This is a genomic window from Levilactobacillus sp. LN180102 (genome assembly GCF_050106635.1).
GTDB lineage: Bacteria > Bacillota > Bacilli > Lactobacillales > Lactobacillaceae > Levilactobacillus > Levilactobacillus brevis.
The window spans coordinates 53,455-72,096 of record NZ_JBNIIX010000003.1 but is presented as its reverse complement, the minus strand read 5'-3'; the positions used below and the strand labels follow the sequence as shown (position 1 = coordinate 72,096).

The 18,642-nt window shown below is 46.0% G+C and carries 18 protein-coding genes; 5 read left to right on the top strand and 13 right to left on the bottom strand.

Features of this window, described 5'->3' with window-relative positions:
• Positions 1-43: 43 nt before the first annotated feature.
• The 3 genes from ACP4IT_RS02825 to ACP4IT_RS02815 all read right to left on the bottom strand — a co-directional run bounded on the left by ACP4IT_RS02825 (position 44) and on the right by ACP4IT_RS02815 (position 2,056).
• Positions 44-241: a hypothetical protein gene (locus tag ACP4IT_RS02825; RefSeq protein WP_011668411.1), complete on the bottom strand. Its 198-nt coding sequence runs from the start codon at positions 239-241 to the stop codon at positions 44-46.
• Positions 242-331: 90 nt separating this feature from the next.
• Positions 332-1,249, bottom strand: a complete 918-nt coding sequence (locus tag ACP4IT_RS02820; protein ID WP_015474150.1) for an NAD(P)-dependent oxidoreductase — start codon at positions 1,247-1,249, stop codon at positions 332-334.
• 57 nt (positions 1,250-1,306) lie between these two features.
• A complete protein-coding gene (locus ACP4IT_RS02815) occupies positions 1,307-2,056 on the bottom strand; it encodes a TerC family protein (protein WP_015474151.1) in 750 nt (249 codons plus the stop codon).
• Positions 2,057-2,291: 235 nt separating this feature from the next.
• Here ACP4IT_RS02815 and ACP4IT_RS02810 point away from each other — a divergent pair, with 235 nt between their 5' ends.
• Positions 2,292-3,605: a serine hydrolase gene (locus ACP4IT_RS02810; protein ID WP_015474152.1), complete on the top strand. Its 1,314-nt coding sequence runs from the start codon at positions 2,292-2,294 to the stop codon at positions 3,603-3,605.
• Between the two features lie 108 nt (positions 3,606-3,713).
• Here the strand turns inward: ACP4IT_RS02810 and ACP4IT_RS02805 are convergent, their stop codons facing one another.
• On the bottom strand, positions 3,714-4,337 hold the full coding sequence (locus ACP4IT_RS02805) for a glycoside hydrolase family 73 protein (RefSeq protein WP_011668415.1): 624 nt from the start codon (positions 4,335-4,337) through the stop codon (positions 3,714-3,716).
• Between the two features lie 114 nt (positions 4,338-4,451).
• Between ACP4IT_RS02805 and ACP4IT_RS02800 the strand changes: the two genes are divergently transcribed.
• A complete protein-coding gene (locus tag ACP4IT_RS02800) occupies positions 4,452-5,441 on the top strand; it encodes a YdcF family protein (protein ID WP_181406912.1) in 990 nt (329 codons plus the stop codon).
• On the opposite strand, the gene ACP4IT_RS02795 is transcribed toward ACP4IT_RS02800, so the two are convergent.
• The 3 genes from ACP4IT_RS02795 to ACP4IT_RS02785 all read right to left on the bottom strand — a co-directional run bounded on the left by ACP4IT_RS02795 (position 5,438) and on the right by ACP4IT_RS02785 (position 7,580).
• Positions 5,438-6,415 (bottom strand): linear amide C-N hydrolase, encoded by a 978-nt coding sequence (locus ACP4IT_RS02795; protein WP_141268054.1) that lies wholly within the window; start codon positions 6,413-6,415, stop codon positions 5,438-5,440. The two genes, ACP4IT_RS02800 and ACP4IT_RS02795, sit on opposite strands and share 4 nt — an antisense overlap.
• A gap of 89 nt (positions 6,416-6,504) precedes the next feature.
• Entirely contained in the window at positions 6,505-7,266 is a 762-nt protein-coding gene (locus ACP4IT_RS02790; RefSeq protein WP_011668418.1) for an acetoin reductase, read from the bottom strand.
• A gap of 77 nt (positions 7,267-7,343) precedes the next feature.
• Positions 7,344-7,580 (bottom strand): hypothetical protein, encoded by a 237-nt coding sequence (locus tag ACP4IT_RS02785; RefSeq protein WP_011668419.1) that lies wholly within the window; start codon positions 7,578-7,580, stop codon positions 7,344-7,346.
• Positions 7,581-7,782: 202 nt separating this feature from the next.
• Between ACP4IT_RS02785 and ACP4IT_RS02780 the strand changes: the two genes are divergently transcribed.
• Positions 7,783-10,545: an MMPL family transporter gene (locus ACP4IT_RS02780; protein WP_426855163.1), complete on the top strand. Its 2,763-nt coding sequence runs from the start codon at positions 7,783-7,785 to the stop codon at positions 10,543-10,545.
• A gap of 56 nt (positions 10,546-10,601) precedes the next feature.
• On the opposite strand, the gene ACP4IT_RS02775 is transcribed toward ACP4IT_RS02780, so the two are convergent.
• The 3 genes from ACP4IT_RS02775 to ACP4IT_RS02765 form a co-directional block, all read right to left on the bottom strand.
• On the bottom strand, positions 10,602-12,038 hold the full coding sequence (locus ACP4IT_RS02775) for an MFS transporter (protein WP_426855162.1): 1,437 nt from the start codon (positions 12,036-12,038) through the stop codon (positions 10,602-10,604).
• A 2-nt stretch (positions 12,039-12,040) separates the two neighbouring features.
• Positions 12,041-12,577 carry a PadR family transcriptional regulator gene (locus tag ACP4IT_RS02770; RefSeq protein WP_011668423.1) on the bottom strand — a complete coding sequence of 179 codons (537 nt, stop codon included), beginning with the start codon at positions 12,575-12,577 and terminating at the stop codon, positions 12,041-12,043.
• 150 nt (positions 12,578-12,727) lie between these two features.
• Positions 12,728-13,198, bottom strand: a complete 471-nt coding sequence (locus ACP4IT_RS02765) for a MerR family transcriptional regulator (protein ID WP_011668424.1) — start codon at positions 13,196-13,198, stop codon at positions 12,728-12,730.
• Between the two features lie 208 nt (positions 13,199-13,406).
• Here ACP4IT_RS02765 and ACP4IT_RS02760 point away from each other — a divergent pair, with 208 nt between their 5' ends.
• Positions 13,407-13,877, top strand: coding sequence for a C40 family peptidase (locus ACP4IT_RS02760; protein WP_011668425.1), 471 nt, complete (start codon positions 13,407-13,409; stop codon positions 13,875-13,877).
• 183 nt (positions 13,878-14,060) lie between these two features.
• Here the strand turns inward: ACP4IT_RS02760 and ACP4IT_RS02755 are convergent, their stop codons facing one another.
• Both ACP4IT_RS02755 and ACP4IT_RS02750 read right to left on the bottom strand, forming a co-directional pair.
• The gene (locus tag ACP4IT_RS02755; protein WP_011668426.1) at positions 14,061-14,492 is read right to left on the bottom strand and encodes a GNAT family N-acetyltransferase; all 432 of its coding nucleotides are present in this window, start codon (positions 14,490-14,492) and stop codon (positions 14,061-14,063) included.
• Positions 14,493-14,508: 16 nt separating this feature from the next.
• Complete coding sequence (locus tag ACP4IT_RS02750; protein ID WP_011668427.1) at positions 14,509-15,171, bottom strand: histidine phosphatase family protein; 663 nt, start codon at positions 15,169-15,171, stop codon at positions 14,509-14,511.
• Positions 15,172-15,447: 276 nt separating this feature from the next.
• Here ACP4IT_RS02750 and ACP4IT_RS02745 point away from each other — a divergent pair, with 276 nt between their 5' ends.
• Positions 15,448-17,538: an LTA synthase family protein gene (locus ACP4IT_RS02745; protein ID WP_286012387.1), complete on the top strand. Its 2,091-nt coding sequence runs from the start codon at positions 15,448-15,450 to the stop codon at positions 17,536-17,538.
• A gap of 79 nt (positions 17,539-17,617) precedes the next feature.
• On the opposite strand, the gene ACP4IT_RS02740 is transcribed toward ACP4IT_RS02745, so the two are convergent.
• Complete coding sequence (locus ACP4IT_RS02740; protein ID WP_156646289.1) at positions 17,618-18,613, bottom strand: NAD(P)/FAD-dependent oxidoreductase; 996 nt, start codon at positions 18,611-18,613, stop codon at positions 17,618-17,620.
• Positions 18,614-18,642: the final 29 nt, after the last annotated feature.

Genomic DNA, 18,642 nt, shown 5'->3' with positions numbered 1-18,642 from the left:
TCGCCACCAATTGGCAAGACACGCATTTTTAACTGTTTTGATTTCACTTATCGACCTTCGCACGAACCAGTGAGGTTAATAGACTAACTGTCCCTAGAGACACTAGCAAAATACGCCAAGTGCCCTGCCATAATGGTTCATTTGGTTCTAACCACAACATTCTTGTGGCTGGTAATACTAACGCCCAGCCTAACCAAAACGTCGCCATTCGATAGAAATGTCGTTCAAATTTTGCTGGCATCATCATCCCCCTTTAGGAGGAATTGTATTATACCCGCGATCCCTACGTTAAGCGACCGATTTGCCCCACATTCTATCAATCACCAACACCTTAATGTTGTTCATAAGTCTTGATTAACCCCTGAGTGCCATCATTACCCAAATCATAGTCATCCACCATGGCTTCATACAGTAGCTTTGCTTGTTTCGTTGCTGGCAAATCTAGGCCCATTCGATCAGCTTCCTGTAAGGCAATCCGTAAATCCTTTAAGAAGTGCTTAGCAAAAAAGCCTGGCGTGTAATCGCCCTTTAAGATTCGTGGCACGTAGTTATCCATACTCCAGTTATCAGCGCCACCACTGCTAAGCGTTGCTAACACATCTGACAAATTAAGGCCGGCTGCTTTCGCATAAACCAACATCTCGGTTAACCCGGTCATTGTCCCGGCAATCATAATTTGATTGGCCATCTTCGTATGTTGCCCTTTCCCAGCGTCACCAAAATAATGTACACGTTGCCCCAACTGCTGAAAGACTGGTAAGACACGCTCGTAGGCATCCTGGTCACCACCAACCATGATCGTCAGTGTCGCCTGCTTGGCCCCAACATCGCCACCTGACACGGGCGCATCTAAGTCCAGCAATTGATGATCGTGCGCCAATTGTGCCAATTTAACAGCCAACGCCGGTGTACTTGTTGTCATATCCACGACGATACTTCCTGGTCGAGCCCCCGCAAAGATACCGTCCTCTCGGGTATAGACGTCTTCAACATCTTGCGGATAGCCAACCATGGTCATGATGATATCCGCTTTAGCAGCGACCGCTTGTGGTGTTTCCGCCCAAGTAGCACCCGCATCCAGAACGGCCTGAGCATGCGCTTTGGTTCGGTTATACACAACAACCTTTTGTCCGGCATTCAACAAGTTCCCGACAATCCCTGTTCCCATAACACCCGTTCCAATAAATCCGATTTGCATAAGCACTGCCTCCCGTTTTTGATTGCCTCCATCATACCATGAACCGGCCACTAACTCGTTACCGGGACGACGAAAAAATGGACTACGAACAACTCGTAGTCCATCAGTTTAATTTTTTTTAGTTGTTGTGCGCCGGCGGATAACATGAATAATCAGGGTCACAATAATTGCCCCCACTACCAGCAACCCAAACAAGGTGGCTGGAATCTCAATATCAATCGCTGGAATTGAAATAAAGAGCTTCACAGCAATCAAGGCAATTAAGATGTAGGCCATTGGTTCCAACTCCGGAATCTTCTGCATGAGGCGCATAATAACTTCGGCGACTCCCCGCATGGCTAGAATACCAATCAATCCCCCGATTAGCACAATGACTGGATTAGACGAAATAGCTAACGATGCTAAGACTGAATCCACCGAGAAAATAATATCCATCATTTCAATTTGAAGCACGACGGCCCAAAACAAGGGCAACCATCGGTGCTTCTTCTCTGAAGCTAACTTACGGGTATGCTTGACTCGGGTCCGGGTAAAGAATTGAAAGACCAAGTACAATAGGTATAATGCACCAATGACTTTAATTTCCCAGAAATGAATCAAATACGTTCCCAATCCAATGATAACAAACCGGAAAAAATAAGCCCCCCAAATACCGTAGAACAACGACTTTTCCTGCTGCTCACGAGTAGGTAACGACTGTGTCTGTGCGGCTAGAACCACGGCATTATCAACTGACAAAAGGCACTCAATTAAGACCAATGAAAAAATAATCAGCCAATCGTCGCCTGAGGTAATCACAGTTTCCCAATTATGGAGATCAAAGAACGGTCCGTACAATTGACCCAAAAAGTGTAACAATGCTTGCTTCAGCTCCTTCAGATATTAATTTTTGCTGGATTTAGTGTACCATATTCCCCATTAACTTGCGATTGATTCTACTAATTTTCCGTAAGTCAGGCGCGGGGCAGTCGGTGTTATTTCACACCATTTTTCCCAAGTTATTAAAAAAGTTACCAAAACGCTACGCTTCTGTTACCTGTTCGCAACTAAGCCGCGTTACCATGAGGACATTAAAAAGAGGGAAAGGGATTTTATGAAGAAGCTATGGTTTATTTTAGGCGGGCTCTGTGTTGCTGGTGGTCTATTATCCACCCAACCGGCCGAAGCCAAAAGTTATTTGACAATTACCAGTACGCAAAACACCAGCTACAATGCGCGATTTAACAACCAAGGAACGCGTAATGATGGGATCTATTACTATGCGCCCTATTATACCCAACGTTCAGCCAAGACCCGCGACGCTAGTGGAAAGGATTGGCAACATCGTTTCGTTAAAGTCACTAAGGTGGCCAAGCTCTCCAATGGCTCAAGCTTTGCGCAGTTCTCTTGGTATGGCAAAGCAATTGGGTGGGTCGATCAAGCGGCCCTGCAAAAATATAGTCGTTCCCAAAACGCCGCTGCCTTGCTGAAAAAGTCACATTTTCAAGGTAACGCCATGCTATTTAACAACTACGCCACCGGGGCAAGCCACGTTAGTGTGGGCAGTGCCGATGCAACGGCCAAGCTTGCCAATACTAACACGACACTCTTCCCATTGGCTTCTTTACAAAAAGTCATGACAGGGGCCATCATTGAACAATTGGCTGCCAGCAAAAAATTGTCACTAAATGACAAGCTGAGTCGTTACTACCCGAGTGTCACCAATAGTAAAAACATTACGCTACGCCAGTTATTGAATCATCGTTCTGGCATTGACATGGATGAAACCGCGCCGTCTGCCGTACTCAACACACAATCGGCTGAGCTCAACTACACCTTGGCCCAGTTGAAAGTTTCTGGCGATACCTCTTTCACGTATACCAATGCCAATTACACATTATTGGCCGCCGTAGCCTCGAAGGTTACCGGACAAAACTATGACACGCTGATTCAAAATCGGATCATTAAACCCTTAAAGTTAACCCATACGTACGCTTGGAATAAGCTCCCCAGTACCAGTACCGTTGCCAACGGCTATCGTTACAGCAATGGTCAGGATAATGTCGCCCAAAACGTTTCCCAAAAATTGATGTCATCCCTATTAGGAGCCGGTAATTATTACGCCACGCCGAGTGACTATTACACCATCCAAAAAGGCCTACGCAATGGTAAGATTCTAACTAAGTCACAGTACTACGACTTGGCGAATGACTACAAACTCAGTTATGCCGGCGGGCTGTATCATTACAGTGGTGGTATCAAGCGGGTTCGCGGCGCCTTATCTGGTGCCGGTTATAACAACATTCTTTATGGTTCAGAAGGCAACAAAACCGGTGTCATCTTATTCGCTAACCAAAGTCCTACCCGCTCCATTGATTCTTTAGCCAAAACCCTCTATGATTTGGCACGCTACTACAACGAAAACTAACATTGGTTGTCTTCAAGTCGAGTGAGCGTTACTCTCAATTTCTCAGAATTACCTAGCGACAAATAACCCCCAGCTCGCTGATTAGTCTAGCGAGCTGGGGGTTTGTGTTTATGTGTCATACTGATTTAGGTTATAGGTTGCAATCACATTTTCCAGCTTTTTGGCATACTTGGGATCTGTCGCATAACCATTACTTTGTAAGAGTTTAGCTGCCGTTTTATAATCCGTAACGGTCTGCTTAAAATAACTCTTCTTCAACAACGCATCATGATCCAAAATGGCCGCCGTTAGATTTGGATAGTTACGAAAATTAGCCTGAACTGTAATTTTTTTACCATTTACGTATTCTGTTGTTGGGAAGGACTTCGAGCTTCCTTGATAGGCGCCCTTCACCCCAAACGGATTATTGGCTTGTAAGAATAGTCCCGACGTTCCCCAGCTAGATTCTAGGATTGCCTGAGCAATCACGATGCTGGGTAATACCTGGCCATTTTGCTGATAAACGCGGACTGCAGGGGCTGCCATTTTCTTAATAAACTTTTGTTGGGCCGCCGTTTCACCATCAGTAGTTTGGCTACTGGTCTGATTAATTCGTGTTGATTGAATCTCTGTTTTTATTTTTCCCCGAATCAATAAGCCACCGCCTAGCACCAACAGGACAATAACAAAAATCCACGTGGCCGTGACGGGGCTGTTGGTTTTTTTACGTGACTTTCTTCGATGTTTAGGCACCCAAGTCCCTCCGTTTTCCGTTATAATAGACTTATTATACCGAGTTTCTGACCGCATAGGTTCAATTGATGAAACTCTCAAAAAAACTTAACTTTTATGAAAGGAGGACCCGACATGCTGATTAGTGCGAGTCTATTCTTACTCTGCCTCTCAATTCTGCTGACCTTTTGGCAACCACGCGGACTAACTAGTGCCGTAGTCACGTGTCTCAGTGGTGGATTGCTAATCCTACTAGCCAGTTTCTCTCATCATGCAGCGTGGCAATGGGTGGCCCACATCGGCTGGGTCCTCATTGGTGTCGTTGCTTTCAGTGGGCTAGACCTGTTGCTGTTGATTTTACTGGCTCCACAGAAAGTTCTTCGCAAACGCGAACGCCTCACGCCCATTTTACTAGGTGGCATCTGGTTATGGCTACTCCTAGACCTTGGCTGGATAATTGCCCTTCTTCGGGAATCAAACTTCGCCGACAGCTTTTGGCCCTGGCTCAGCTTCATCCCCATTTTCAGCATTTACCTGGGTATTCTTTTTGGCGCAAGTATTATTGGCTATTTACGAGCAAATGTTTGGCGTGCACGGCGGGCTGACACAATCGTCATTCTCGGTGCCGGCCTTCGCCACGGCAGTCAGATTGGCCGTACGTTAGCCAACCGACTAGATGCGGCACTAAAATTAGCGCACCGCCAGTCAACGCCCACTACGCTAATTGTCACCGGCGGTCAGGGGCCCGATGAACACCTTACCGAAGCTGAAGCAATGACCACCTACTTAGTTAACCACGGTTGGCCACAGGAGCGTATTATTCAGGAAAATCACGCAACCAGTACGTTAACTAACTTACTTTACAGTCAACGTTTATGGAGTCAACTCCCCCACCAAGGTGGCCGGGTCGTCATTGTCACCAATAATTACCATCTCTTCCGTGCGGAGCACCTAGCAAGTCAGTTGGGCTTACGCTTGGGTGGCTATCCGGCCCCAACGCGCCGGGGCTACCTGCCGGCTGCATGGGCACGCGAGTTTTTGGCAATTATCATGCTTCATCCACGCCTACATCGCGGGATACTAGTCGGCTTAATCACGGCCAACATTCTCTGGTACTTGCTTTAATTTAGGACTGTCGTCTGTAAGTCATTGGCAACTGGATAAAATTTAGGGGCCGTCCACGATAACATTTCCGGCGTTAAAGTCAACTGAACCAGATCTAACCGATTATAAGGTTGAAAATAATACGTCAGCGATTCACAAACGGTCGCTGCTCGGTACACGGAATACGTCGGTCGATACTGATGACTCTGTGGCACCGTCACACTATCTAACAAATGCCACGCGCTGATAATTCCGGTCGTTTCATCAACCGGAATGTCGGCGCGTTCTTTGTAGTAGGCTGCGCGAACAAACCGCCCGCCCGGGGTAAAGGAACCGGATGGTACTGGCTTACCAGAGAACTTTCCTGTAGTCACGCGTGGCGTATTAAGGGGGACCTTTCCCTGTTTAAACGCCTCGGTAAAGTTAACGTATTGTCCCAAACGCTCTAACTGTAAATCAAAATCTTTACTATTAGTAACAACCCCCAAGGGATTCTCCCGTACCCGTAGTGGAAAATGCGTGGGTTCAATCACAACTGTACGACCCGTTCGATCGACCACCGCAAAGTGTAACTCAGCGTGACCAATGTCGTTAACGGCGTACCGGTTGGTCATCAATTGAATCTCATCCAAATGCCCTTCAATATCTGCCACTGACGCGTAATGACCCAGTAAATAGAAAGAAAATTCATAGGGCGCCAACTGAACTCGCCCCGGTGTCGGCTCGTCCACCAACTGTGATCCATTGGCAAAGGTTAACTTCTGGACGCTCAGTCCCATCTCATTAACCCCATCGGACACGTCAATCTCATGATGGTGGGCCCCACCGCCACCAATCATGGCATAACGGTTTGTGTGCACCCGATTATCATACACACTCTCCCATTGGTAGCCACGCGGTACAAACAGTGGTTGCACCGCCAAGACGTGCCAATCCATCGTGCGCGCCAAAATATGACTCCCATCTTTGGCTATTTGTAAAATACTTGTACACACAGTTACCATCCTCCTAGGTTAACGTAAAAGTCAAAAGAGCGGGCACCGCATCGCGATGACCGCCCCGATCTTTATCCGGTTAATCTATTCTAAGCGAAATTAATCCCACCATCAACAATGATGGCTTGTCCGGTGATGTAATCAGACTTCTTGTCAGCTAAGAATGACACTAAATTGGCAACGTCAGCAGGTTCTTCACCTCGTCCTAACGCAATGCTGTCAATATTCTTCTGCAAGGTTTCCCCTTCTGGCACATTGTAAATTTTCGCCATCTTTTGGTCAATTTCGTCCCACATTGGGGTCAAGACAATCCCTGGACAATAAGCATTCACAGTAATGTGATCTTTGGCTAGTTCTTTAGCTGCCGCCTGCGTTAATCCTCGAACCGCAAACTTGGTTGCTGAATAAGCCCCCAACATTTCAAAGCCTTCGTGGCCGGCAATCGACGATGCACTGATAATCTTACCGCCCGTTCCTTGGGCTTTGAATTGCGCTGCCGCTGCTTGAATCCCAAAGAAAGCCCCCTTAACATTAACGTCCAGAATCTGACTAAGATCTTCTTCCGTGGTTTCAGTAACCGGTGCAATCTTGGCAATCCCAGCATTGTTGACCATCACATCCAAGTGGCCCATATCCGCCACAACGGCCTTAACTAAATCAAAGACCGTTTGCTTTTTAGAAACGTCGACAAAATACCCTTGGGCACCATTACCAACTTCCTCAGCCACTTGTTTCGCGTGTTCTTCATTCAAATCAGCGACAGCAACCTGTAACCCATCTGCTGCTAATTGCTTAACGATACCTGCGCCAATTCCTTGGCCACCACCTGTAACGATTGCAACTCTGGTCATCTTAACCACTCCTTTGATTAGATCGGAAACATCAAGAACAGCTCCATTAAACCATATAAATGTAAGCGTTTCAACAGTTAATGATTAGCGGCTTGGGCATCCGTTAAAAAAGCCTGAAAGCGGCGGTCAATTTCTTTTTGTCGTGGTAACACTGGTAATGTCGTCGGAACAGCCGCGGTTATCTGTAAGTAACCAAACATAATTTGACTTGGATCTAGGCCCGTTTGGTCGGCCAACTGATTCGCAAAGGCGTAACGTTGTTCAGTTAACATTGCTGCGTAGGGACTATGATAACGCTGATGATGCTTTGCCATTTTGGTTCTCTCCCTTTTTGTGGAATACAAATAAGTTCTACTGTAGCAGTTTCAGCATTTATGGCAACTAAAGAGTTTCTTAAACTTTCTTAAATCGGGCACAAAACGGCCCCAAGTCGCCTCAATATGGTAGAATTGAGAGTGGATTGTACCCTGCTTGCACGGCGGGAGATTTGATACATAGAGAGGACTCAGATTACTTATGCGAGAACGGATTAGTAAGCTTCACCATAATCGAATTTTTGCACTCGTATTCTGGTTGATCGTGATTTTTGCGGCGATTGTAACCTTACCAAACGTCAACACTATCATTCAATACGATAGTCAACCACAATTGGCGAATACGAGTCAACCCGTTAAAGCATCCCAAATTCGCAACACTTGGGGTCACAATTTAAACGGAACGTACACGGTCAACGCGGTCTATAACAACCCTGACGGTGCCTTAACCAACAAACAGTTGGCGGCCATTAATAAGTCAGTGGCCCAATTGCAGAAACGCTCCAGCTATTATGGGATTCAAAAGATCACCACGATGACTAACACGCCCACCAGCAAACCGCAATTATTTTCTAAGGACAAATCAACCGAGATTGTCCAGTTAGCTGTTAGCCATAACCAAGGTACAGTGCGGCAAATTACGTCTCAATTGAAAGATCAGATTGCGACAATTGGACTAAACACTTACGTTACCAGTCCAGAAATTGTGAGTGATGCAGCTAACGAGCACATTTCGTCATTTACTTTAATCGTCATTCTAATGACGCTACTCGTTGCTTTAGTTGCCATGGGCATTTTATTTGCCTCAATCATCGCGCCAATTATTACCTTCTTAGCCATCTTAATTAGTTATATCTCTACATTGAGTTTGGCAACTAACTTAGCCTATCACTGGAATTTTGCGTACTCTGAGTACACCCCCATTTTCCTATTATTAGGGATTAGCCTCTTTACCTTGCTGACCAGTTTCTGGTTCTATCGTGACTTACGTAATCACATCGATGATGGAATGGAAAGTCAGGCGGCAACGAGTCAGGTTATCCAAAATCTAGGCTATCGGGTGCTCATTAGTACGTTGAGCCTGACTCTCGCCTTTGGTAGTCTCATGCTCTTTGATTTCTCCACGATTCGGGCTTACGGGCTATTGGGAATTGGCTTTGCCATCACTGGGATTGCCAGTGTCACTTTAGTTCCCGTCTTTGCCGGTATGCTGGGTAATAGCCTCTTCTGGCCCAAGAAAACACGGCCACAGTTGCGTGATCACAAGATGTGGCATACACTGGCCCGCTTCGGGATGTGGCAACCATGGGTCGCTATCTTGGTAGTTGCTTACTTGATTGGCCCATTTGCCTATAGTTATCGTAGCCAACTCAGCTATGATAATGCGACCGATATTTCAAATAACCAAGCCGTGCAGGGTGCTCGGGTTCTCAGTGCTCATTTTGGTCAAGGTAAAGCGACACCTGTGACACTTTATCTTCAGACTAGTCAACGTTTAGATAATCAAAACCAACTGTTCCAGTTGGATAATTTAACCAAGAAACTGCGGGCACAACCGGGAGTTGCTTCGGTAACTTCTGTCACCCAGCCTGGTGGTCAACCCATCACGCAATACTATGTCTCCAGCCAACTCAGTTCGATTGATAATGAACTGACCGGTGTGTCTGGTCAGTTACAGACTGTCCGTAATGACTTGAAGTCTGATAGTGTTAATCTTCGTCAAAAAGCACTTAAGGCCGAAATTAAACGACTCCAGAAATTGACGAGCAAGACTAATAGTCTGGTAAGCGATAGCAGCACATTACAAAGCTCGATTCAAAGTGCTTCTAGTAAATCATCAGCTTCTGGTTCCAGTTCATCCAAGGCAGCCAAGAGTTACATTAAACAGTTAAATCAAGTGAACACCGAATTGTCCACCGCACTCAGTACGTTAACCAGCCTATCTAATGGTATTGATACAGCGAATACGAGTGCTACCGCGGCACATTCCAACTTGAGTAACTACGCGACTGGCTTGAAGGCAGTTAACGATAGCCTCAACAACTCACGTAAGCAAGTCATCAACATGCAAAAAACCACGAATAAGATCTACTTGTATTTAGATGGCTTACAAAGTTCTGAAGCAGCGAAGTCACTCTACCTCTCACCGACCCAAATTGCTAGCGGCGATTTCCAACAATCCCTGACTAACTTCACGGATGAGAAGGTTAAGTCCACTTACCTGACCATTACGCTCAAGCAAGCCCCTAATGCACAAACAACGGCTAAGACCTTGACGCAACTACGCCAAGTGGCCAAGGCTCAACTGCGGGGAACCGTCCTAAAGAATGCAACGCTAACCTTTGCCGGTCAACCCGTTGTCACTGCCACTATTCAAAACCAGTATCAACATGACTTACCACGCGTCTTATTGCTAGTCTTTGGCATCACGCTGCTACTGGTCATCCTCTTCAGCCGTTCGCTTCTCCAGGCTGGCTACTGGTTCTTGACCTTCCTAGCTTCGGTTGCCGCTAGTTACCAATTAACTCACCTCATCATGAAATGGTTAACTGGAAACGGCGACTTCAACTGGCAGGTGCCCCTGTTGGCCTTTGTTCCGGTTACCGTTCTCGGTGTCGTTGAACTCACGCAATTAGCCCTGAGTTTCCGTCTGAATGAAGCACCGTTAATGGACTGGTTATTGCCTGGCTTGAAGGATGTTGGTCAAACGATGCGCCACTCTCTCTTCATTATCATTGCTGGCGTATTGGGCCTGTTAGCTGCTGAATCCCAAACGTTAACCGCCGTCACGTTGATTACCATCTTCACGGCAATCATCTTTAATTTGACGTTACCAATCATGGCCGCGGCTTTCGGCAAGCTGTCCGTTGTTATTCCGGCGCAAAAGCCTTATCGCTTCCGCCGTCAACGTCGTGCTGATCGTTCATTGAAATCAACTGATGACACGACACATGATGAAAAATAATAGGTAAAAAGATCCCGATTCGACAATATCTCGAATCGGGATCTTTTTTGTGTCCATTAAGCTTGAGTTGCGTGCTTTAAGAGCCGCCACCCAGTGATTATCGTGGCTACTAAACAGATACTTAGCGAGACTAAAAAGGCCACGTGCATCCCGGTAATAAAAATGGCCGGGTGAGCTGGTAAATAAGCTGTCACTTGGCGCTTAGCAGCCCGGCTCATCGCCGCAAACAAAACGGTGGTTGCCACCGAAATACCGATCACCATTCCGAGCTCGCGCGCTAATGCATTCACCCCACCAGCCACGCCTAAATCCTTAACAGGAACCGAACTCATAACAATCGAATTGTTGGGGGCCATGAAGATACCATTGCCCAACCCCACGAGTCCAATAAAGAACATGAAAAGCCACAAAGGAGTCGCTAATGTCGTCAACATATAGCCCACCTGACTGATCGCAATCAAGATTAATCCCATAAAGGTAAGCAACTCCGGACCAATCTTATCGGAAATACTCCCAGCGATTGGTGCGACCACAACTTGGACAATGGGAAATGTCATTAATGCATAGCCCGCATAGTTAGCTGCCATCCCCCGCGCATTTTCTAAGTAAAATGGTGCGATAACATTAAAAAAGAAGTTAACCACAAAAATCAGAAAGGCACAGAGTACACTGACACTAAACCGGGTATTCTTGAACAAATGTAAGGCCAATATGGGGTCGCTCACCTGCAACTCTAAGCGAATAAAGCTAACCATTGTGACAATACCAACCACAAATAATCCCCAAATAATCGGTCGGTTGAATCCAATCTCTTGACCCATGAAAACCGCGGCAAAGAGGCTCACCATCATCACTGCAAACAGACTGGCACCAGCAATATCAACGGAAGCATGTGTCAGCGTAATATCCTGCGGTAAGATCCGTTGACCAACCATGAATGCCACAATACCGACGGGCACATTAATCCAGAAGATATATCCCCAGCTTAGATGGGCTAAAATTAATCCACCGATTCCGGGACCAGCAATGCTCCCCAAGGCCACGAAAGATCCGATCGTACCCAATGCTCGCCCTCGTTCATTGAATGGAAAAACCTCCGTAATGATACCGTTACTAGTCGCCATCGTCATCGCCGCACCAACAGCCTGAACTGAGCGGGCGACCAGAAGTAACGGCAAGCCTACACTAAAACCACATAACAATGATCCCAATATAAACAAGACTGAGCCTATTTTGAAGATTCGAATTTTGCCCCGGGTATCCCCTAATTTACCGAACAAAAGTAACAGGGCACAGATAACAATTAAATAAATGGAAACGATCCATTCGGCTTGATTCATAGGTATTCTCAAATCCGTACTCATAACGGGTAACGCAATATTAACAATACTGGCATCTAACGTTGACATGAACGTAAAGAGACAGACTGCCACTAGAATCCACCACCGTCGTTTTTGAATCCGTGGATCATCTGCAAAGGTTTTAGGTGCCATGTTCATTCCTCCTCAGTTAGCTGTGCCAGTTGCTCAGCAATCCAATCATCCTGAACTTGAGCTCGCATCAACTGCAACGTATTAAGCCGGTCAGCATCAATCACGTCTTCCGCCACCATTCGGGGACTATCCGTTAAGTAGCGCTGTGTTTCTTCTAAATTTGCCAATTGAAATTGGCTAAACTGTTGAAAGTCTTTCAATACGCGTTGCTGCTCATCACCCGTTAATAAATGTAAAAAACGGCATTTGATTTGAAAAGTGAGCTGTGTCTGCTTATTAATGGTCACGGGCTCTAAGACCAAATCGTGGAACTGTTGTCGCCCGGCCGCTGTGATTTCTGCTTGTTTCTGGGATCGAGTTGCATTAGCTGTTGCATTTTGCTTAATTAGCTGCTGCTGTTTTAACTTATCTAGTAGCGGATACAAAACACCGTAGCTAACCGTCTGCTCTTCCCCAACAATAAATTTTAAGGCCTTGCGTAGCTGATAGCCTGTCATTGGCTGATCCATTAGCTGACCTAGTACAAAAAGTTCATACATCCTGACCCCTCCTTACGACATTAACCAGTCTAATGTATCTAACAGATATATTCAAGCAAAATTTATCACAATTGTACGAAACGTTATTCAAAGCTCTGACCAACATAAAAGCGAGACAAGCCGTTTGCTTATCTCGCTTACTCATAGCATTCAGTTAGGTGCCGCCTGCGTCATTCGTTGCGCCTCATCATTGGGAAAGAGGCGATATTGCGTGGGTCCTGATTCCGGCAAGATAGCCATCAGCGTCTGGTCTGCGTCAAATGCTCCCAGGTTAATGGCCATTTGCCCATCAACTGTTGCAAACCCTTGTAAGCCTGATGAAATAAATCGATGAATGTACTTCATCCGATCTTGGCGACTCCGTGCTTGGTGGCTGGCCGCTTCCAGCGTATACCCTTCATCTAGGAAATATTTAATCATCGACACCTGCACAAACGTTTTAAACGTATATACGCGAGCCTGCTGGCCATCTTCGCGCGCCTGAGACGCAATCAACCCCTTCTTCTCCCAGTAGCGTAACTGTCGTGCGGATACATCCGTCATTGCTGACAGTTCCCCGATACGAAAAACTAGGCGTTGAATATCAAAGAATTTTCGCATTTCATTTGTAAATTCAGCCATGGTCGTCTCCCCCTCCAATCACTTATTTGTTAACTAAGTTACCAACTATGTTAGATAATAGCAATTATTCTACCCCACATGCAAGACATTGGGCAAAAGTAACGTTTTGTTTAAGACATTTAACGCCATTGAAACTGGCTTGTTACACTTTTGTCATATTACATTGGTACGCTAGTACTTGTAAAATTCATGAGGGGTGTTTATTAGGATGAAGAAAGTTAGTAAAGTAATCGCATCGATGATTTTAGTTTTTGTTGGGTTTATCGCATTTAACGCTAGCAACACAACCACTGCTTCAGCTGCCAGCACAACATCATTTAGCTCTGTATACAAGGTTGCTAAATCTCATTTAGGTGCTAGCTATGTGTATGGCGCAACTGGTCCTTACGCTTTTGACTGTTCTGGTTTTACCGGCTACATCTACAAGAAAGGTGCTAGCGTTAGCCTTCCTCGTACTGCCCAAGCACAATACAATGCTTTAGATCATGTTAGCTACAAGAACATCAAGAAGGGTGACTTAGTCTTCTTTGGTGGTAGCAAAGCGTCCATCTCTCACGTTGGTATGTACATTGGTAACGGTAAAATGATCGATGCCCAAAACCGCGGTGTTGTTCGCGAAGCCGTTCACGCACCTTGGTGGCATGCTGTTGGTTATGCACGGGTTGCTGACGCTGACTAATTATGACATCGTTCAGTTAACACCTCATGAATTCATCTGAACGTTAAAATTAATCCGTTGCGGATAAGCATAGTGGCTTATCGTAACGGATTTTCTTTTGTCTCCAAATATTCTAAAAAAGGTGATCCCGGAATTATAACAATTCTGAGATCACCTTTTTTAGAATTGACTCTTTGATCATACTTACCCGCGATATTCAACGGTTCTATGCTGAATACCAGCTTCTTCAAAGGGTTCACCCACCGGGACAAAACCCAGTTCTTGATAAAACGGGAGCGCCGTCAACTGCGCATCCAACTCGATATGGGCCACTTCAGAACGCTGACCATCCGCAATGATACTTTTAATCAGCTCACCGGCATAGCCATGCTGTCGAGCACTCGCGACGGTTGCCACCCGTTGAATTTTGACCCGGTTGCCTGCCAGCATATCAATCCGGGCGGTCGTTACTGGCTGGCCATCTACGTAGCCAACGTAATGCATCTTATCTTCATCCGTCCCATCAAGCTCCAGGCGCGGATCAATCCCTTGCTCGCCAATAAAGACTGCCTTACGAATTGCCAAGGCGTCCTCATAGCATGCATCTTTCTTACCCCAAGTCCATTTAATATCCATCAACATTTCCTCGTCTCTAATCTTTTTGATTGTAGCGAACAACCTGAATATCATCCGGTGTCAGCAACAATTGGGTCAAACTACCATTGGCTGGTCGTTCGCTCAAATCATATTTCCCTTGGCCATAGCGTTCCATTAAGCTAAGTAAGGTATTGCCATGACTAACCATTAAGACATTATCCCCATCTTGCAACGCCGGATTTTGACGAATCAGATCAAACCCTTGGTCCACCCGTTGCCAATACTCAGCATTGTTTTCAGCTTGGTGAAAGGGATCGGCTTCCTTTAAGAAATCCTTCGCCTTACCAATCGAATACCGGGCCTCAATGGCCTTAAAAGTTGGCACCCCATGTGGCGCGCCAGCAACGTACCAAGCCTGAGCCATATCCGTTCCCTCATAGTACCCATAAAATTCTTCTCGAAAGAACGGGGCCGTAACCAACTGTGGTGCCGGTTGGGTCTGGGCCGCCAAAATTGTTTTAGCCGTTTGTTCGGCACGGGTGGTATCACTACAATAAGCCGCGGCAAACGGAATCGCTTTTAGTCGTTCCCCCGCCGCTTGGGCATCTGCAATTCCAGCTTCTGTCAGTGGTGAGTTACTCCATCCTTGTAATTTATTATAAATGTTAAAATACGTTTGACCATGACGCACCACATATAAGTTCAGTTGCTTTGCCATTGCTTGTCACACCTTTCTCATCTAAATTACCTCTAGTGTACCAAAGTTTCAGTGGATAGCGGTTACAATTCGCTATCGGGCCTTAAAGTTTTCCTAAACTTGTCAGTCTCTAACGCTGACGCGCCCTGAGTTTGTTAGGATAGATAGCATGTTATTATGATGGACTAGTCGGTTTCTAGTAAAACACTATGGTAAAATGAGACTACTTAACCGTATATGAAGGAGCGAAAACACGTGGAACGTTTCAAAAAATTATGGGCGCGGACCGGGACCCGAATGGGCTTTGTCATGCTTATGGTCTTTTTATTCTGGGCCAAAACGCTGGTCGCCTATTTCGTCGACTTCAATCTAAATCTCAGTGACCCGTTTCAATTCTTGATTATTCTCATCAATCCGATTGCGACGACGTTATTGTTATTTGGATTGGCGTTATATTTCAAACGGGCCCGGTTCTTTTACCCGTTCCTGTTTCTCATTGATATTCTTAATACCTTACTCCTCTACATAAATGTCATTTATTTCCGGGAGTTTACTGACTTTATGACCGTCAGCACGGTGCTCGGCTATTCCAAGGTTGATCAGGGCCTCTCTGGTAGTTCACTCGCCTTAACGTCGCCACACGATATCTTATACTGGTTGGACTTAGTGATCGTGTTAATTCTGATGGCGACTCGTCGTATCTACATTGATCCTCGTCCAGTTAATAAACGGGTTGGCTTTGCGGTCACCTCATCAGCCTTACTCCTATTCACCGTTAACTTGACTATGGGCGAGATGGATCGGCCCCAGTTGCTGACTCGGACCTTTGACCGGACCTATGTCGTCAAATACTTAGGCCTAGACGCCTTTACCGTTTACGATGGGATTAAGTCCCAGCACACCAGTGAATTGCGCTCTCACGCCAAAAAATCAGAGTTAAGCGGTATTCTCAAATATGTCCACAAGAACTATGCCGCCCCGAACAAACAACTCTTCGGCGTTGCTAAAAAGAAAAATGTCATTGTCATTCACTTGGAAAGTTTCCAACAGTTCCTGATTAACAAAAAGGTCAACGGTCAAGAAGTCACACCTTTCCTAAATAAACTCTATAAGAGTAAGGCCACCTACAGCTTCGATAACTTCTTCCATGAAGTTGGTCAGGGGAAGACCTCGGATGCTGAAACCATGCTTGAAACGGGCACCTATGGTCTCTCACAAGGTTCATTATTTACCCAACTGGGAAATGACAATACCTTCCAAGCGGCCCCCGCAATCTTCGATCAATCTGGATACACGACCGCTGTCTTCCACGGAAATGTCGCGAGTTTCTGGAATCGGAGTAACACTTACAAAAACCTGGGTTATCAGTACTTCTTCGACGCCAGTTACTTCGATACATCAGGCGACAAAGCTTTGGGTTACGGGCTAAAAGACAAGCTACTATTTAGTGATTCCGTCAAATACCTGCAACATCTCCAGCAGCCATTCTACGTGAAGTATTTAACGGTCACCAACCATTTCCCGTTTACTTTAGATAAGGAAGATTCCAGCTTTAAAACACCGAATACTGGTGATAAGACGGTTGATAATTACTTTAAGACCGCTCATTACTTGGATCAATCCATCAAGGAATTCTACCACTATCTTGATAAATCCGGCCTCGCCAAGAATTCTTTAGTCATGATTTATGGGGATCATTATGGGATCTCTAACTCATCAAATAAGAGTTTAGCAAAGTTGCTGGGTGTCAATCCCGATGATTGGAATGATTATGATAACGCCCAACTTCAACGCGTGCCACTGATGTTCAATATGCCTGGCTATACGAAGGGTAAAGTTGAGCATACCTATGGTGGCGAGATCGACGTGTTACCAACACTGCTCCATCTGATGGGCATTAATTCCAAGAAGTACATTCAATTTGGAACTGATCTTTTCTCCAGCGAACATAATCCCGTAGTTGCCTTTCGAAATCGGGATTGGGTCAGCCCGGGCTATACGTCCATTGATGACACCATTTACAGTAATCGCACCAAACAAGAGATTCACCCGACTGGAAAACTAGCAAAGAAGATCGCGGCTATTCAGAAACACGTTAACCAAGGTCTCAACGATTCCGATTCACTGAACCAAAAGAATCTGCTACGATTCTACCATCCTAGTGGCTTCAAAACCGTAGATGCCTCAGATTATAACTACTCTGACGGCCTACAAAAAGCCGAAAAATTGGAGAAAAAGTTGGGACTAAAGTCAACTAGTCTGTTCTCCCGTAATGGTGATAAATCAACACAGTCTCTTTACCAAACTGATGCGCCAGAATTGAATCATAAAGAAACGGATTCCAACCGGATCAAGATTACCAATCAAGACGATACCAGTGGCAAATAGACATGACCATTAATAAAGAAGCTGTTCGCTCGATCTCATGATCTGGCGAACAGCTTCTTTGAGTTTTTAACACTTTGTTTTATGATTGAGGTGTCAGCGACGTACTGTGCATGGGTCCCCGCCGATCTGGGAAGAACTGTGTCATAATTGACTGAACGGCCACTGGCGCTTCGCCATAGCCCGTCGCAATTAAGGGTTGCTTACCAGGATAGGTGACGCCATCCCCAATTGCATAAATGCCGGGAACGCTGGTCTCCATGGTTTGTGACACATTAATCAGGTTACGGGTTTCCGCTAAGTCAATATCCCAGCCAGCTAAGGCGTGATGATCTGACGTATAGCCATAGCTCACGACAAGCTTATCCACAATTTGTTCGGCGGTGGCTGTCTGTGAACCAACCTCCTTCAAGGTCACCTTGAGTTGCCCCGTCGCCGTTGGTGCGACCTCACGAATCAAGTATGGTGTTTTAACTGCTACCGTCGAGGCGTACAATAAATCTACCATATGTGCCAATCCTCGAAATTGGGCACGACGATGGAGTAACGTCACCGACTTGGCGACCGGTTCCAGCATCAAGGCCTGATCAATCGCCGCATCACCACCACCGGCAATCATCACCGTCTGATCTTGAAAATCGGCCAGTCGGGGAACGCTGTAGACCAATTGTTTTCCCGTTGCGGCTTCGGCACCGGGAACAGTTAAGGGACGTGGTGCAAATGCGCCATTACCAATGGCCACAATAATCGCTGTAGTCTGCGTGGTCCCGGCATCTGTGGTCACGGTAAATCCGACCTCATTAGCGGTCACATTAGTTACTTCCTGCCCCGTCTTAATTGTCAGGGGGAACTGGGTCAGTTGTTCACGCTGAGCCTTAATCAAATCGCGTCCATTGATAGCCGGTAGCCCCGCCACATCTAAAATTGTCTTCTCTGGATAGAGGGCATTAACCTGCCCGCCCAGTTCACTTAGGCTTTCTAACAGTTGGGTCTTGGCGTTATGCATGCCCGCGTAAAAGGCCGCAAACATTCCCGCTGGGCCGCCACCAATAATGGTTATATCGTATGTTTCTGTCATTCTCATTTACTCCATTCTATTCTGTCCTT

Bases quoted from the DNA above. Each gene is read 5' to 3' on its own strand.
- ACP4IT_RS02825 (WP_011668411.1), bottom strand. From the start codon at position 241: ATGCCAGCAAAATTTGAACGACATTTCTATCGAATGGCGACGTTTTGG.
- ACP4IT_RS02810 (WP_015474152.1), top strand. From the start codon at position 2,292: ATGAAGAAGCTATGGTTTATTTTAGGCGGGCTCTGTGTTGCTGGTGGT.
- ACP4IT_RS02800 (WP_181406912.1), top strand. From the start codon at position 4,452: ATGCTGATTAGTGCGAGTCTATTCTTACTCTGCCTCTCAATTCTGCTG.
- ACP4IT_RS02790 (WP_011668418.1), bottom strand. From the start codon at position 7,266: ATGACCAGAGTTGCAATCGTTACAGGTGGTGGCCAAGGAATTGGCGCA.
- ACP4IT_RS02785 (WP_011668419.1), bottom strand. From the start codon at position 7,580: ATGGCAAAGCATCATCAGCGTTATCATAGTCCCTACGCAGCAATGTTA.
- ACP4IT_RS02780 (WP_426855163.1), top strand. From the start codon at position 7,783: ATGCGAGAACGGATTAGTAAGCTTCACCATAATCGAATTTTTGCACTC.
- ACP4IT_RS02775 (WP_426855162.1), bottom strand. From the start codon at position 12,038: ATGGCACCTAAAACCTTTGCAGATGATCCACGGATTCAAAAACGACGG.
- ACP4IT_RS02770 (WP_011668423.1), bottom strand. From the start codon at position 12,577: ATGTATGAACTTTTTGTACTAGGTCAGCTAATGGATCAGCCAATGACA.
- ACP4IT_RS02765 (WP_011668424.1), bottom strand. From the start codon at position 13,198: ATGGCTGAATTTACAAATGAAATGCGAAAATTCTTTGATATTCAACGC.
- ACP4IT_RS02760 (WP_011668425.1), top strand. From the start codon at position 13,407: ATGAAGAAAGTTAGTAAAGTAATCGCATCGATGATTTTAGTTTTTGTT.
- ACP4IT_RS02755 (WP_011668426.1), bottom strand. From the start codon at position 14,492: ATGGATATTAAATGGACTTGGGGTAAGAAAGATGCATGCTATGAGGAC.
- ACP4IT_RS02750 (WP_011668427.1), bottom strand. From the start codon at position 15,171: ATGGCAAAGCAACTGAACTTATATGTGGTGCGTCATGGTCAAACGTAT.
- ACP4IT_RS02745 (WP_286012387.1), top strand. From the start codon at position 15,448: ATGGGCTTTGTCATGCTTATGGTCTTTTTATTCTGGGCCAAAACGCTG.
- ACP4IT_RS02740 (WP_156646289.1), bottom strand. From the start codon at position 18,613: ATGACAGAAACATACGATATAACCATTATTGGTGGCGGCCCAGCGGGA.